Here is a 15,532-nt window from a genome sequence, read left to right on the forward strand (position 1 = left end):
CCAGTTTCGGCTAGCGTGGTTGTCGTGAGCAAGAGAATCCCACTGTCACCCGGTGTGCCGGACGCGCACAAGGCGTTGATCGGCCTGTACCTCGAGAACGGGAAAGCGGCCACCGCGGCGGGGCTGGACCCGAAGGTCATCGAACTGGTCAAGATGCGGGCCTCCCAGCTCAACGGCTGCGCTTACTGCTGCGATCTGCATTCGCACGACACCCTCAAACTGGGGGAGGACCCCCGTCGTCTCTTCGTGCTGAGCGCGTGGCGTGAAACCGATTTGTTCGACGACGTCGAGCGCGCCGCGCTGGCGCTGACGGAGGCGATCACGCGGCTGTCCGAGACCCAGGACGTGCCCGACGAGGTCTACGCGGAAGCGACCTCGGTGCTCACCGAGGAGCAGTACCGCGTCGTCGTGTGGGGCGCGACCCTGATGAACACCCTCAACCGGCTCAGCGTGACGAGCCACCGACCCCTGCCGAGGACGAAATGAGCAAGCGGATACTGGTCGGCGATCCCCAGCGGGACGAGTTCAAACAACTGCTCAAGGTGCACGCGCTCGTCGAGAAGAGCGCGAAGGACGCCGGGCTGCCCAAGACGCTGGTCGAACTGGTGAAGATCAGGGCGTCCCAGCTCAACGGCTGCGCGTTCTGCCTCGACATGCACGCCAAGGAAGCGGTCGAGAACGGTGAGGATCCGCGACGGCTCTTCGTGCTGAGTGCGTGGCGCGAGACCGATCTGTTCTCCGAACCGGAACGCGCGGCGCTGGAGCTGGCGGAGGCCATGACGACGCTGTCGCAGACCCAGGACGTGCCCGACGCGGTCTACGACCGGGCGACGGCCGTGTTCACCGAGGAGCAGTACATCGCCGTGGCGTGGTCGATCGCGGTGATCAACACCTTCAACCGGCTCGCGGTGACCGCCCGCAAGGACCTGCCGTGACGGCGGGGGCGCTGCGCGCGCTGCACGTGCCGGGGCGCCCGCTGATCCTGCCGAACGCGTGGGACGCCGACAGCGCCCGGCTGGTCGTCGAAGCGGGTTTTCCCGTGGTGGCAACGAGTTCCGCGGCGGTGGCGGCGGCGCTCGGTTACTCCGACGGGGAGCGGGCGCCTGCCGCGGAGATGTTCGCGGCCGCGGGCCGGATCGCCCGCGCGGTGGAGGTGCCCGTGACCGTCGACGCGGAATCGGGCTACGGGCTCTCCGGCGCGGAGCTCGCCGACGCGCTGATCGGCGCGGGTGCGGTGGGCTGCAACTTCGAGGACACCGCGCCGGGCAAGGGAATCCGTCCGCTCGCCGAGCAGGTCGAGCTGCTCGGCGCGCTGCGGGACGCGGCGGGTGACCGGCTCGTGGTCAACGCGAGGGTGGACGCGTTCCTCCGCGCGGACCACGAGGAAGACGCCCTCGACGAGGCGGTGGACCGGGCACGCGCCTACCTGTCGGCCGGTGCCGACTGCGTGTTCCCGATCCACGTGCGCTCCGCGGACCTGCTGAAGTCCTTTGTGGACGCAGTAGCACCGGCGGCGGTGAACGCGACCTACTTCCCGGCGGGACCGAAGCTGGCCGAACTCGGCGCGCTCGGCGTCGCACGGGTCTCGCTGGGCACCGGTCTGTGGCGGCTGGCGCGCGCCGCGATCGGGAACCATCTCGAAGCGCTTTCCAGCGGTCAAGACGTCTACTGAGCAACGCGAGAGGGCTGAGCTTTCCTGGGGGAAGGCTCAGCCCTCTCGCGCCGCAAGCGGGTTTCCTGTTCCGCCATCCCTCGGTGGCTGATCGTGCAAGGTCTGTTCCGGTGCGTGCTGGGATGCGGTACTGATGTCATGTGGACAGTGGGAAACTCACCGTCCACATATGACAGAGGTGGCTTGGAGACATGGAGGTGTTACCCGTGAAGACGGGCAAGCTCAAGGCTGTCGCGGTCGGCATCGCCGGTATCGGTATTTCGCTGCTGGCCGTGGGAACCGCATCCGCCAAACCCGTGATCGCCGGGGACCCCAACGGGTACCCCACCACGGACGCGTGCATCCACGCCGTGCAGACCGTCCCGGGGACGCCGGGCCAGGAGGGCAGGGAGTGCCTGCAGGGCACGAACGAGGAGATCAGGAACATCGTGCCCAACCCGAACAACTTCTACGTGGTCGACGACGTTCCCTGATCGCGGGTTTCCCGTCCCGCCATCCCCGTCGAATCGATCGGACAAGATCTGGTCCGGTGTGCGCCGGGATGCGGTACTGATGTCGTGTGGACAGTGAAAAACTGACCGTCCACATACGACAAGTGCGAGTGGAAAACATGGAGGTATCCCCGTGAAGACGAGCAAGCTCAGGGCCGCCGTGGTGGTCGGTGCCGCTGGTGTCGGTATTTCGCTGCTGGCTTCCGGCACCGCGTTCGCCTACCCGCTGATCGTCGGGAGCTACCAGGGGTACGAGACCATGGACGCGTGCATTCACGCCGTGCAGGATCTGCCTGGCGTGCCGGGCGCGCAGGGCAGGGAGTGCATGAAGGGTTCGGACCCCTACATCTCCGCCATCGTTCCCGATGAGTTCGAGAAGAACCTCTTCGTGGTCGACGAGATGCCGAACCCCTGACGGGACGGACGTTCCTGGCCGGTCGGAACCCTGGTACGGGGTTCCGACCGGCCTTTCGGTTTCACGTGACTGCGGTTTTCAAGGTGCTGCGGTTTCAAGGTGCCGCGGGCAAAGTGACCCGGACGGTGAGTCCGCCTTCGGCGCGCGGGTCCGCGGTGGCGGAGCCGTCGTGCGCTTCGGCGATGGCACGCACCACGGACAGGCCGAGGCCGCTGCCCGGTGGCGGGTCCGCGCGGTCGAAGCAGAGCCGCTGGAACGGTTCGAACAGGGCATCGGCATCGGAGTGGTCGATGCGGGGGCCGCTGTTGGAGATCTCCAGGGCGCATTCGGGTCCCGCTTGCCTGGTGCGGACGGACACCCAGCCGTTCTGTTCGTTGTGGACGGAGGCGTTGTCGACGAGGTTGCGGACGAGTTGTTGGAGGAGCACGGCGTCGCCGCGCACCTCGGCCGTGTCGAGGTGCGTGCGGAGTTCGAGGTGATCCGCGGTGTGGCCGAGCTGGCCCCGGACGAGGTCGGCCAGGTCGACGAGGTCCTTCTTGCCCACGGTTTCGGTGTTCTGGGCCAGTGCGAGGAGTCCGGTGAGGACGCGTTCCTGGTGGTCGAGGCCGGTGAGGAGTTTGTGTCCGAGTGAGACGGTCCCGGCGTCGGTGCCCGGCCGGGCGATCGCTACCTCGATGACGGTTCGTTGGGCCGCCACCGGGGTTTTGAGCTCGTGGGCGGCGTTGGCGACGAATCTGCGCTGGCTTTCGAAGGAGCGTTCCAGCCGGGTGAGCATGTGGTCGAAGGTGTCGGCGAGCTCCTTGATCTCGTCGCTGGGGCCGAGCATGCGGATGCGCGTGCTCAGGTCGTGCCCGGCGGCTTGTTGCGCGGCGGCGGTGACGGAGCGGACCGGGCGCAGCGCGCGCCGTGCGGTGAACCAGCCGAGGACGGCGGCCACCGCCACCACGATCACCAGCGCGATCGCACCGGTTTCCAACAGCGACGAACTGACGGTGCCCCGGATGTCGAGGGAATCGCTCGGAGGCAGAGCCACGGGAAGTCCGGAGACGGCGTCCATGGTGGTGGTCGCCGCGGGGAACACCGGGTCGGACAGCAGCATGACCAGGCCGAGCAGCCCGGCACCGGTGACCGCGGTCAGCAGGGTGTAGGCGAGGGTCAGTTTGACGCGCAGCGGCCAGTGCTTCACGGGATCTGATATCCGACGCCGGACACGGTGTGAATGGCCGAAGGGGCCCCGAGTTTGCGGCGCAGGGAGGTCATGGTCACGCGCACGACATTCGTGAACGGGTTGATGTTCGCGTCCCACGCCACTTCCAGCAGCCGTTCGGCCGAGACGACCGCGCCGTTCGCCCGGAGCAGCTCTTCGAGCACGGTGAACTCCTTCTTGGTCAAGGAGACCGGGCGGTCGTGGCGGAGGACGCGGTGCCGTGCGGGGTCCAGGGTGACGCCTGCCCGGCGCAGCAGCGGCGGCGCCGCCAGGGTGCTGCGCCGCCCGAGCGCGCGCACCCTGGCGACGAGTTCGCCGAAGACGAAGGGCTTCGGCAGGTAGTCGTCGGCGCCGAGTTCGAGCCCGGAGATCCGGTCCTGCACGGTGGAAGCGGCCGTGAGCAGGAGAAGCCGCGTGCCGGGGCGTTCGTGGATGAGCGAGCGGCAGACCTCGTCACCGTGCACCAGGGGGAGCCCGCGGTCGAGCACGGCGACGTCGTACTCGGTTTCGCGAGCCTTTTCGAGCGCGGCGGCGCCGTCGTAGACGACATCGACGGCGAGCGCGTTGTCGCGCAGGCCTTCGCCTATCGCGTCCGCCATCATTCGTTCGTCCTCGGCCACCAGGATGCGCATGATTCCTCGCTAGCACGGGACGGGAAAGCACGGCAAGCAAAAGGCACATACGGACAATTCAGTCGGACCTTTCTTCCCGTCACCCGTGCTGACCAGCGACATCGGCATTCCGGCACAGGGCCGGAATATGCCCACGTCGTGGATTAAATAGGCGCCCGAAGGCGATGCGAATCGTGCCGCCTCCTCAGCCCGGCCGTGCCGGATCGGCGGGCTGGCCGTTCGCCGCGGCCAGGAGCTGGAGGTGGGCGAAGAGGCATTGGCGCGGGTCCGCGAGGTCGAGGCCGCTGACGGCGACGGCCCGTTTGATCCGGTGGCGCAACGTGTTCGGGTGGATGTGCAGGTCGCGGGCGGCGGCGCGGACGTCGCCGAGCAGGTCGAGGTAGGCGACGAGTGACGGGACGAGCACGGAGCCGTGATCGAGGTCGTACGCGATCAGGCTGGTCACGCGCGGGTCCCGCAGGTGGGGGTTGCCTTCGATCAGGGACAGCGTTTCGGACACGAGCACCTCGGCCCTGACGTCGGCCATGGTGGCGACGTCGTTCGCTCCCCGCGCCATGACGTTCATGACGCGGTCCGCGGTGTGGCGCGACTCGACGACGGCGCCCAGCTGGTCCACGACGGACCCGACGGCGGCGCGGACCCGCCTGCCGAGGCGTTTGCGGGCGGCGGCGACGATTTCGCGGGCGAGGCTGAGCGCGAGCGCGTCCCCGCTGCCGGTGGGCAGATCGGGCAGCAGCACGTACACGTGCGAGCCGATCGCGGTCGTCAGCGCGGTGCGCCGGTAGGCGGCGGCGTGCACGGAAACCAGGTTGCTGATGGCCGCGCTGTGCAGTTCCCTGGCCGGCCGGTCGGTCTCCGCCCGCTGGTCGGTGCCGTGCGGGGCGAACACCGCCACGACGGCCTGCTTCGCCGGATCGGCACCGATGTGGCTGGCCAGGGTGGCCGCGTCGACCCGGTTCTCGAACACGCTGTGCAGCAGCTCTTCCTGGAGCCGCAGGCCCGAAGTCGTTTCGGTCTTCCGGCGGACGAGGTGCAGTGCCGCGACGCGTGCGGCACCGAGGAGGGCGCCTTCGGCCTGGTCGGTCAGCCGGTTCGCGCCCTCCTGCACCCAGATCGAGCCGAGCAGCTCCGAATCGGCGCGGATGCCGATCGCGAGCCGCCTGCGGACCCCGAGCTCCGGTCGTTCTTCGACGTGCACGACGTCGTCACCGGCGTTGAGCCGGTCGAGCACGCCCCATTCCCGCAGCATCGCCAGGTAGTCGGCGGGGCCTTCTCTGCCCAGAATGGACAGTCGGCGCAGCTCGTCCACTTCGTCGTCCGAGCGCGAGTACGCCAGGACGCGGTTCGCGCTGTCTTCGATGCTCACGCTGCCGCCGGTGAGCGCCGCGATGGTCTGCGCCAGTGAGAACAGGTCGTTCGCGTCGTCGCCGTCGAGGGGGGACGCGGCTTTCGCGTCGGTGACCGCGCGCCTGGCCAGCGAGTCGAGCTGGTCCCAGCGCGCTTCCGGGCGGACCGCCAGCACCGCGACGCGCGCGTCGGTGGCCGCCGCGCGCAGGTCCGCGACGGCGCCGTCGCGGTCGCCCACCTTGACGGCCACGACCGAAGCGCCCCGGCGGGCGGCGTCCTTGACCAGGCGCGCGGCCGCCCTGCCGCGCGAGCCGATGATCAGGACGAAGTCCCCCGCGTACGAGTCGGGCTCGTCGTCGGGGTCGAGGATGACGACGTCGTTGACCTCGACGTCGAGGCCGTCCGGGGCGGCGACCAGATCGGCCACCGGCGTGCCGAGCGCCACCATCAGCTGGCGGAGGCTGGCGCCGCCGGTCGCGGCTTCGTGCGGTTCCATCGCCCTCCGTCCTCGGGTGACCGACGCCTGGTCAGCATCGTCCAGCAGAATTGTTCGATCGGACAATGCTAACTGGTGAACGGTGTCCAAACGGACCGTCTACGGTGGCCCAACTGCCTTCTATGGTTCTCGGCAACGCGAAAACGTCTACGAGCGAGGCAGCGCGATGCACCTACTTCTGATCGGCGACGGTGCCCTCACCGACGCGGTCGCCGATTACACCACGGCGTGGGGTGCGGATCTGCGACGGCTGGGTTCTCCGTCGGTCGAGGATCTCCACGACGAGCTGGAGAACCCCTTGCACACCACCGACATCGTCGTGATCGTGTCCCGCGACGACATCCAGGTGCTCCGCCTCGCACTGCTCGTCGAGCACGTGCGTCCCGGGATTCCTTTGCTCGTAACGCTTTTCGATAAGACCGTCGCGGGTGAGGTGGTCCGGTCCGTGCCGAACTGCGCGGTGCTCGGCATGACCGACGCGCTGGTTCCCGCGCTGCTCGGCCCCTGCGTCGACGGGGAGCTGGTGAGCCTGTGCACGGCACCGGACGGCGCGCGCCTCGGTGTGCGCCGCGGCGAGGACGGGCGGTACGGGGTGCACCGGGTCTCCGCGGACTCCGTCGACGGGCGCAAGGCGCGGCATTGGCTGCGGGCGCAGTTCCGGCCACTGGACGGGACCAACCGCGCGCTGCTGGCCGGGCTGACCGGGCTGCTGTCCATTTTGGTCCTCGACACGCTGCTCGGTGTTTTCGCGTTGCACGAGAACGTGCTGACGGCGCTGTGGAACGCGGCGAAGACGTTGACCACCGTCGGACCGGCACCGGCTTCGGACCACGTTCCCGGGTGGTACCAGGCGTTGTCCGCGTTCACCCTGGTGTGCGTTCTCGGTTTCTCCGCGCTGTTCACCGCGGGACTGGTGGACCGCGTGACCTCCGGCCGGTTCACCGGGATCGTCGGCGCCCGCGCGGTGCCGAGGCGCGGGCACGTCATCGTGGTCGGGCTCGGTCAGGTCGGCATCCGGCCGTGCCTCGAACTGCAGCGGCTCGGCCTCCGGGTGGTCGCGGTGGAACGCGACGCCGCCGCCGACTGCGTGCCGCTGGCCAAATCCCTTGGCATACCGGTGATCTTCGGCCGCGGCGGCGACCGCTTCCTGTTGCAGAAGCTGGCGCTGCCACGGGCGAGGGCGATCGTCGCGGTGTCGTCGGAGGTGATGGACAACATCGCGGTCGCGGTGGCCGCCCGCGCCGTGGCACCCGAGCAGAAGATCGTGCTCCGCGCCGGTGGGCGCGAGGACGTCACCGCGGAATCGCAGTCCCTGTTCCGCATCGCGACCGCGTGCGATGTCAACGCGATCGGAGGTTCCTTCATCGCCGCGGCCGCCATGGGATTCGCTCCCCGCGCCACTTTCACCGCGGGCAGCGGGGTCTACGCCCTGCTCGCCGACGGCACGGTTCGCGACGTGCGGGACTGGGAAGGAACCGGCCGGTTCGAGCCGGTCGCCGTCGGAGGTGAGGTCCCGTGATCACGGAGTTGGCACCCGTCATCGTCCTCGCCGAACGGCGGGTACGGGACGGCACCCGCCAGTGCGCGTGCGGGCACCGGCTGACCCGGTGCGAAGGCTGCGGCGAGCGGCGGTGCCTTCGCTGCGATCCCTACCGGTCCGAAGACTGTTCAAACTAACGATCAAGCGCAATGGTGCGCAGTTGGGAAAAACAGAACATGACCACCACAACCAAGGCGGGCAAGGCGACGTCGTCGATGTTCCGCCGCAAACCGATCGACCAGATCGGGTCCTCACCCGGCCAGCAGCACGGCCTGAAGCGCGAACTCGGCCTGCGCCAGCTCACCGCGATCGGGGTCGGCGGCATCATCGGTGCGGGGATCTTCTCCCTCGCCGGTGCCGTGGCGAACGAGAAGGCCGGCCCCGCCGTGCTGATCTCGTTCCTGGTGGCCGGGGTCGCGAGCGCCGCGGCCGCGTTCTCCTACGCCGAGTTCGCCGGGCTGATCCCGAAGGCGGGTTCTGCCTACACCTACGGCTACGCGGTGCTCGGTGAGGTCGTAGGCTGGGCGATCGGCTGGGACCTGCTACTCGAATACACCGCCATCGTCGCGGTCGTCGCGATCGGGATATCGGGCTACTTCAACGATCTGCTCGGCTTCCTCCACATCGGACTTCCGGAGTGGATGATGGGCGCGCCAGGTACCGAACCGGCAGGCGTCGAGCCGGGCAGCTACAAGGTCAACCTGTTCGCCGTGCTGCTGTGCCTGCTCATCGCCTGGATCCTCAACCAGGGCATGCAGAACGCGGCCAGGTTCGAAACCGCGCTGGTGTACCTCAAGGTCGCGGTCGTGCTCGTGGTGATCGTCGTCGGCGCGTTCCACATCAAGGCGGGGAACTACAACCCGTTCTTCCCGTTCGGCCTCTCCGGCGCGTTCACCGGCGCCGCCACGGTGTTCTTCGCGGTGTTCGGCTACGACGCGATGAGCACCGCGGCGGAGGAGTCCAAGGACTCGCAGAAGCACATGCCGAAGGCGATCCTGTACTCGCTCGCGATCTCCATGGTGCTCTACGTGCTGGCCTGCCTGGTGCTGACCGGGATGGTCCCGTTCGCCGACATCAACTCCGAAAGCGCCTTCTCCAGCGCCTTCGCCTCCGTCGGGCTGCCGTTGATCGGGGCGATCATCGCGATCGGCGCGATACTCGGCATTCTCACGGTGCTGTTCACCTTCATGATGGGCGCTTCGCGCGTGGGCTTCTCGATGAGCCGCGACGGCCTGCTGCCGAAGTGGATCGGCAAGACGCATCCCCGCAAGCAGGTCCCCGCGCGCATGACGTGGCTGCTCGGCGGCACCTCCGCGGTGCTCGCCGGTGTGCTGCCGATCGGGGAGGCCGCCGAACTCACCAATATCGGAATTCTGCTCGCCTTCGTTCTGGTGTGCGTTTCGGTGATCGTCCTGCGGTACAAGCGGCCGGATCTGCCGCGCGGCTTCAAATGCCCCGGAATGCCGGTCGTGCCGCTCATCGGGATCGGGTTCTCGCTGTGGCTGATCACCTTCCTCGACCCGGCGACCTGGCTTCGGTTCGGCATCTGGTTCGCGATCGGGCTGGTGATCTACTTCGCCTACGGCCGACGGAAGTCGTTGCTCGCGAAGCCCGCGGCGGAACCGGAATCCGAGACCGCGCGGTAGCGCAGAAGAAGGGACGACCTGGCTGTCCCGGCACCCCCTCCCCGGGACAGCCAGGCGCACCCTCCGGACATCTTCCACGATCCGTGAAACGACGTTATCGGTTATCCGAAGATCTTTCCGAATTGACCCGTTGAGGTAAGTTGTCGACAGGAGGAGGTGGCCGTGGCCGTCGAGATCGGGGTGCTCGGTCCGATCGCGGTGACCGTGGACGGCCGCCCGGCGGCACTGGGCGGCCCCTTGCAGCGCGCGCTGCTCGCCGCGCTCGCGCTCCGCTGCCCGAACCCGGTGTCCCGTACCGAGCTGATCGCGATGCTCTGGGGAGAGCATCCCCCGGCCAGCGCGAAGGGGAACCTGCAGTCCTATGTGGCCTCGCTGCGGCGCGTTCTCGAACCGCGCCAGGCGCGGAACCAGCCGTTCACGATCCTGCTGACCGAGCGGGCGGGGTACCGGCTCCAGTTGTCCGCCGACGCGGTCGACGCGCACCGGTTCACCGCCCGCGCGGACGCCGGGGCCTGCTTCTACGCGGAGGGGCGCCACGAGGAGGCGGCGGCGGAGTTCACCGCGGCGCTGGACTGCTGGCGTGGCACCGCCTTCGACGACGTCACGAGCCCGTTCGCGCGGTACCAGCGCGAGTGGTACGCCGAGCGCGGGCTGGACGTCCTCGAATCCTGGTCCGCGGCGAAGCTGCGCCTCGGCGAGCACGAGGAGGTCGTGGCGCGGCTCCGGCGCCCGGTCGCGGAACACCCGCTGCGCGAGCGGCTCACGGCCGCGCTGATCGAAGCGCTCACCGCCTGCGGCCACACCGCCGAAGCCCGCGAGCTCGGCGGGCGGTCCGAGGCACTGCTGACCGACACCCTCGGCGACGGGGTCGCGGCGGCGCGCGAGCGCGGCCAGGATCCGGTGCCGGTGGCCAAACCCGCGCAGTTGCCGCACGGCATCAGCCCGTTCGTCGGGCGGGCCGCCGAGCTGACCGCGCTGCACCGGCTCTCGCGGGCGGACTCGGCGCCCAGGGTGGTCGTCCTGCACGGCGAAGGCGCTTCCGGTAAGACCGCGCTGGCCACCCGTTTCGGGGCTCGGGTGGCGTCCCGATTCCCGGACGGCCAGCTCTACCTCGACCTGCGCGGGGCCGGTCCCGGCAGGCGGCCCATGCGCAGCGAGGACGCGCTGGCGAGCCTGCTCGGCGCGCTGGGCGTGCCAGCCGAGGACCTGCCCACCGGTCTCGACGGCCGGTCGGGGCTGCTGCGCACGCTGCTGGCGGACGCGCGCGTGCTGCTGGTGCTCGACAACGCGGCCACCGCGGCGCAGGTGCGGCCGTTGCTGCCGGGCTCGGACGGCTGCTTCGTCGTGGTCACCAGCCGCAACCGGTTGCGCGGGCTCTCGGTGACCGACGGCGCGGCCGCGGTCTCCGTCGGCGTCTTCGACGAGCGGGAAGCGGTCGGCCTGCTCGGCGCGATCGCGGGCGAGCACCGCGTCGAGCGCGAACCGGAAGCCGCTCGCGTGCTCGTCCGCGCCTGCGGCCTGCTGGCCCTGTCCGTGCGCATCGCCGCGGAACGGGCGGCGATGCGGCCGCGGCACACGCTCGCGGAGCTGGCGGACGAGCTGAGCGTCGAAGCGCGGCGCTTGGACCTGTTGTCGGCGCAGGACGACCACTACACGATCCGCGCGGTCTTCTCGTGGTCCTACGACGCGCTGCCACCGGACGCCGTCCGGATGTTCCGCGTGCTCGGAGTATTCCCGGGGGAGAGCCTCTCGATCGAGGCCATCGCGACACTGGCCGGAATCGAAGTCGGTGCCGCGCGGCGGGCGGTGCGCGCGCTGATCGGCTCGCACCTGCTGCAGGAGCACCTGCCCGGTCGCTACCGCGTCCACGGTCTGCTGCGCATCTACGCGCTGGAACGGTTCGAGTCCGAGGAATCCGCGGCCGAGCGTGCCCGCGCCGTCCAGCGGCTCCTCGACTGGTACCTGCAGGGCGTCATCCTGGCAGACGGCCTGCTGCCGCTCGGCAGGATCCCGGCGGGGCCGCCGTCCTTTTCCGTGCCCCCACCGGAACTGCGCGACCACGATTCCGCGGTGCGCTGGTGCGAAGCGGAATCCGCGAACTTCGTCCAGGTGATCCTGCTGGCGAAGGAATTCGGGTTCCCGGTGCACGCCGGGCGGATCGCGCACTTCCTGATCCCGCTCTTCCCGTTGCGCGGCCGCCGGTGGGAACGGGGCGGCGTCGTGGCGGAGCGCCGCGGCACCACCGGACGGCGCCGGGAAGCGCTCGCGGCCAGCACGTAGCGGCTACCGGGGTGTGGGCAGGCCGCGGGCGTAGAGGTGCAGGAGCGGCGTCAGGTGGTAGCGGTCCCAGGTGCCCCAGTCGAGCAGGCCGGCGACGGCGAGCTGGTCGAGGCAGTGCCGGGCCCGCGGTTCCGGCCATCCGGTGCGCCTGGCCGTGCCGGTCACGTCGACGTCTGCCCCGGATTCCTTGCCCAGCAACGAGAAGACCTTCTGCTCGTCCGCGTTCAGCGCGTGCACGGCCGAGGCGAAAACCGGCCGGATTCCTTGGTCGCCACCGAGTTCGGTGAGGCGGGCGATGCGGGTGTGCTCGTCGCTCAGCCAGGTGGCGAGCTCGGCCGGCCCGCGCCCGGTGCCCGCGGCGAGGTACCGCGCGACGTGGGCGAGGGCGAGCGGCAGGTGACCGCACAGGCGCACCAGCTCGTCCAGCGCACCGGTGCCCCGCTCATCCGCGGCCCCGGCGAGCAGCGAGCGCGCGGCGTCGTGGGGAAGGACGTCCAGCGGAAGCCGGACGGCGCCTTCGGTCGCCACCAGACCGCTGAGCCTGCGCCTGCTGGTGACCAGCACGGTGGTGCCGTCGCCGCCGGGCAGCAGCGGGCGGATCTGGCTGGCGCGCGAGGCGTCGTCGAGGACCAGCAAGAGGCGCTTGCGCGCCAGCACGGTGCGGTACACGCCGAGCCGGTCTTCGAATCCATTCGGGACGGTCGTGTCGCGCCCGCCGACGGCGGTGATGAGCCGGTCCAGTGCCGCCGTCGCGGGCAGCGGCCCCGCGGACGGCCGCGACCCGCGCAGGTCGAGGAAGTGGCAGCCGTCCGGGAACCGCGCGGCGACGTCGTGCGCGAACCGCAGGGCCAGCGCGGTCTTGCCGATGCCGGGCGACCCGTCGATGGTCAGGATGCGCGAGCCGCCCGCTCGGGTGAGCGCGTCTTCGAGGAAGCCGAGTTCGTCCGCCCGTCCGACGAGGCTGTCTGGTGCGGCGGGCAGCGGCAGCTCCGGCACGGCGCCGTTCCGTCCGTGCACTGTGGACACCGTGTCCCTGACGATTTCCTCGTGGGCTTGGCGAAGCCCCTGATCCGGATCGACGCCCAGCTCGGTGGCGAGCAACCGCCTGGTGGTTTCGTACTGGTCGATGGCCTCGGCCCGCCTGCCCCGTCCGGACAGGGCCCTGATGCGCATTTCGGCGAGCCGCTGGTGCAGTGGATGCCTGCTCAGTGCTCGTTCGAGCGTGATCAGTGCGGTGCGGGTGTCCGTTTCCGTGCCGCGGGCCAGCAGCGCCCGCACCAGGTCGATGACCGCCGCGAGCACGAGGTTTTCGAGGCGGTGGCGTTCGGCGAGCGCGTAGGGCGCGTCGATCCCGGCGAACGGGGTGGCCAGGCTCCGGCGCAGCGCCCGCTGCCAGGTGGTGATCGCGTCCGTGCGCTCACCCGAGCTCGCGAGGTTCGACGCGGTGCGGAGATCGTGTTCGACCTGGCGGAAGTCGAGATCGGCGTCCCGGACGTCGAGCCGGTAGCCCGCGCCCGCGGTCTGGAGCACGGCGGCGGCCGTGGCGTGGCCGGTCGCCTCGGCGATCGAGCGCCTGAGGTCCGAGATGTAGGTGTGCACGTTGCCCGCGGCCGATTTGGGCGGCGCTTCTCCCCACACCGCGTCGACCAGTTGATCACGGGAGACGACGCTCCTGGCGTTGATCGCGAGGAAGCCGAGCACGGCCTGCCGCCGCGGCGAGCCCACCGCCACTTCCGCGGTGCCCGCCCGCATCCGCACCGGCCCGAGCACCTCGACGGAGATCGGCTCGGTGGACGGCACGAGGTGCTCCCTGTCGTGAATCGGCCCTATGGTGATTCTGAGCGGATCTATACCGTGGTCGTCGATGCGACGCTCACTACTGCTCATTTGAGCTTACCTCGTTGTCAAACCCGAACCAGTTGTGACCGAGCGAGCGCGAAAGGTGGTGCACGGCGTGCACGCGGACGAGGCCGCACCGCGGATCCGGCTGATCGGCGTGGTTTCCGTGACAAGGGGGGACCAGGTCGTCGAGGTGAGCCGTTCCCGGCAGGCCGCCGTGCTGGCCGTGCTGGCGCTGCGGACGGGCGAGTTCGTTTCCCGGGAAGCGTTGCTGCGCGCCGTGTGGGGCGACCGCGCTCCGGAAAGCTCCGTGGGGAACCTGCACACCTACATTTCCGGGCTGCGCCGCGCGCTGGAGCGCGGTCCCCGTGATCGGCACGTGCTGCGCGCCGAGGACGGCGGGTACCGGCTGTGCGTGCCGGCGGAGCACATCGACGCGCTGGAGTTCCGCCGCCTTTCCGGCGTCGCGAACCTGGCGTGGTCCGAAGGGGACGCGACGGGGTGCCTCACCGCCTTGGACTTCGCGGACGAGCTGTGGCTGGGGACGCCGCTGCCGGGGGCGGCGGGCCCGTTCGCCGAGCACGAGCGGTCGCGGCTGGAGCGGTCGCGGGTCGAGGGCCGCGGACTGCGCGTCGAAGCGCTGCTCGGCTCGGGCCAGCCGGAGCGGGCCGCCGCGGAGTGCGTCGGCCTGGTGCGCGAGCATCCGCTGGACGAGCGGCTGGCCACGTTGTTCGGCGCCAGCCTGTTCCGCAGCGGCCGGGTGGACGACGCGCTCGCCGAACTCGTGGCACTGCGCACCCGCCTGCGCACCGAACTCGGCGTGCGTCCCGGGCCGGAGGCGGTGCGGCTGCACGAGGAGATCCTCGCCAGCCAGGAGCGCGAAGCACCCGGCGTCCAGCCGCGGCGACCGGCTCAGATCCCGCACCGGCCGTGGGGTTTCGTCGGCAGGTCCCGCGAACTGGCGGAGCTGGCCCAGCTGACCGGCCGTACCGGGCAGGCGGTGGTGGTGACCGGCCACGCGGGTATCGGGAAGACCGCGACGGCGGTCGAATTCGCCCACCGGCACCGCGATGCCTTCCCCGACGGCCAGACGTTCCTGAACCTGCGCGGGCGGACGGCCGAGGACGTGCTCGACCACCAGGTGCGGGCGTTCGGCATCGGGGCGCGCGACCTGCCCGCGGCCACCAAGACTGCTCAGTTGAGCGCTTTCCTGGCCGAGCGGCGGGCACTGGTGCTGCTCGACGACGTCACGGATCTCGCGCAGGTGCGCCAGCTGGTCGAGGGCCACGGCCGCAGCACGGTGCTGCTCACCAGCCGGTACCGGTTCTCCGGCGCGGCAGGCCTCCGCCGCGTTCCGCTGACCGGGCTCGCTCCCGAGACCGCGCGCGATCTGCTGTGCGGCGCCGCCCCGTCCGTTTACGGCGACCCGTCGCTCGAAACGGTGGCCGCGCGCTGCGGGTACGTGCCGCTGGCGCTTCGTGCCGCTTCGCTCCGGCTCGGCCTGGACCCCGGCGGTTTCGCGCGCACGTCCTGCGCCGGGCTCGTCGAGGAACTCGACGACGACACCATCGGCTGGGACGCGCTGGCCGTCGACGACGACGCGACGTCGGTCCTGCGCGGCATCGAGGAAGTCTGCCGCGCCCTTTCCGCACAGGCGCGGGAACTCCTCGTCCGGTTGAGCGAGGTTCCCGGCGAGGAGTTCGACTGGGACCGGACGCGGGCGGTGGCCGAACTCCGCGAGGCGAACCTGCTCGAACCCGGTGCGCCGGGACGGGGCCGCGTGCCCGTCCTGGTCCGCGGTTGCGTGCTCGGAGGTGTGCTGCGGGGAGGCCGCCGGTTGCCGCGCTGAGTCCCTTCGGACAGGCATCGTGAACAGAAGTCACGGGTCTTCCGCGGAAGCGGGATCCGGCCGGTCGGGAGGCCTATCGTCGACCTCACCTGGGGGCCGAGGTTTCGCCGACCGGAGG

General features: G+C 70.4%; 13 protein-coding genes. 9 read left to right on the plus strand and 4 right to left on the minus strand.

Annotated features, from left to right (window positions below; all coding sequences use genetic code 11):
• Window positions 1–24 precede the first annotated feature (24 nt).
• From HUW46_RS31055 to HUW46_RS31075, 5 genes are all read left to right on the plus strand, one after another.
• Window positions 25–486, plus strand: a complete 462-nt coding sequence (locus HUW46_RS31055) for a carboxymuconolactone decarboxylase family protein (protein ID WP_215542318.1) — start codon at window positions 25–27, stop codon at window positions 484–486.
• Window positions 483–935, plus strand: a complete 453-nt coding sequence (locus HUW46_RS31060) for a carboxymuconolactone decarboxylase family protein (protein WP_215542319.1) — start codon at window positions 483–485, stop codon at window positions 933–935. Before HUW46_RS31055 ends, HUW46_RS31060 begins: the two co-directional genes overlap by 4 nt.
• Window positions 932–1,672: an isocitrate lyase/PEP mutase family protein gene (locus tag HUW46_RS31065; RefSeq protein ID WP_215542320.1), complete on the plus strand. Its 741-nt coding sequence runs from the start codon at window positions 932–934 to the stop codon at window positions 1,670–1,672. Before HUW46_RS31060 ends, HUW46_RS31065 begins: the two co-directional genes overlap by 4 nt.
• Before the next feature lie 191 nt (window positions 1,673–1,863).
• The gene (locus tag HUW46_RS31070; protein WP_215542321.1) at window positions 1,864–2,145 is read left to right on the plus strand and encodes a hypothetical protein; all 282 of its coding nucleotides are present in this window, start codon (window positions 1,864–1,866) and stop codon (window positions 2,143–2,145) included.
• A gap of 151 nt (window positions 2,146–2,296) precedes the next feature.
• The gene (locus tag HUW46_RS31075) at window positions 2,297–2,578 is read left to right on the plus strand and encodes a hypothetical protein (RefSeq protein WP_215542322.1); all 282 of its coding nucleotides are present in this window, start codon (window positions 2,297–2,299) and stop codon (window positions 2,576–2,578) included.
• A 94-nt stretch (window positions 2,579–2,672) separates the two neighbouring features.
• Here the strand turns inward: HUW46_RS31075 and HUW46_RS31080 are convergent, their stop codons facing one another.
• The 3 genes from HUW46_RS31080 to HUW46_RS31090 form a co-directional block, all read right to left on the minus strand.
• Window positions 2,673–3,764, minus strand: a complete 1,092-nt coding sequence (locus tag HUW46_RS31080; protein WP_215542323.1) for a sensor histidine kinase — start codon at window positions 3,762–3,764, stop codon at window positions 2,673–2,675.
• A complete protein-coding gene (locus HUW46_RS31085) occupies window positions 3,761–4,417 on the minus strand; it encodes a response regulator transcription factor (protein ID WP_215542324.1) in 657 nt (218 codons plus the stop codon). The genes HUW46_RS31080 and HUW46_RS31085 overlap by 4 nt, the downstream gene beginning before the upstream one ends.
• 184 nt (window positions 4,418–4,601) lie before the next feature.
• Entirely contained in the window at window positions 4,602–6,260 is a 1,659-nt protein-coding gene (locus tag HUW46_RS31090; protein ID WP_215542325.1) for a helix-turn-helix domain-containing protein, read from the minus strand.
• A 166-nt stretch (window positions 6,261–6,426) separates the two neighbouring features.
• Between HUW46_RS31090 and HUW46_RS31095 the strand changes: the two genes are divergently transcribed.
• The 3 genes from HUW46_RS31095 to HUW46_RS31105 all read left to right on the plus strand — a co-directional run bounded on the left by HUW46_RS31095 (window position 6,427) and on the right by HUW46_RS31105 (window position 11,726).
• Complete coding sequence (locus HUW46_RS31095) at window positions 6,427–7,779, plus strand: NAD-binding protein (RefSeq protein ID WP_215542326.1); 1,353 nt, start codon at window positions 6,427–6,429, stop codon at window positions 7,777–7,779.
• 197 nt (window positions 7,780–7,976) lie between these two features.
• On the plus strand, window positions 7,977–9,446 hold the full coding sequence (locus tag HUW46_RS31100; RefSeq protein ID WP_254125061.1) for an amino acid permease: 1,470 nt from the start codon (window positions 7,977–7,979) through the stop codon (window positions 9,444–9,446).
• A gap of 162 nt (window positions 9,447–9,608) precedes the next feature.
• Window positions 9,609–11,726 carry an AfsR/SARP family transcriptional regulator gene (locus HUW46_RS31105; protein ID WP_215542327.1) on the plus strand — a complete coding sequence of 706 codons (2,118 nt, stop codon included), beginning with the start codon at window positions 9,609–9,611 and terminating at the stop codon, window positions 11,724–11,726.
• 3 nt (window positions 11,727–11,729) lie between these two features.
• Here HUW46_RS31105 and HUW46_RS31110 read toward each other — a convergent pair whose 3' ends face one another.
• Entirely contained in the window at window positions 11,730–13,526 is a 1,797-nt protein-coding gene (locus tag HUW46_RS31110; protein WP_215542328.1) for an AfsR/SARP family transcriptional regulator, read from the minus strand.
• A 154-nt stretch (window positions 13,527–13,680) separates the two neighbouring features.
• Here HUW46_RS31110 and HUW46_RS31115 point away from each other — a divergent pair, with 154 nt between their 5' ends.
• A complete protein-coding gene (locus HUW46_RS31115; RefSeq protein WP_215542329.1) occupies window positions 13,681–15,414 on the plus strand; it encodes an AfsR/SARP family transcriptional regulator in 1,734 nt (577 codons plus the stop codon).
• The last annotated feature ends 118 nt before the right edge of the window (window positions 15,415–15,532 follow it).

Source organism: Amycolatopsis sp. CA-230715 (assembly GCF_018736145.1).
GTDB lineage: Bacteria > Actinomycetota > Actinomycetes > Mycobacteriales > Pseudonocardiaceae > Amycolatopsis.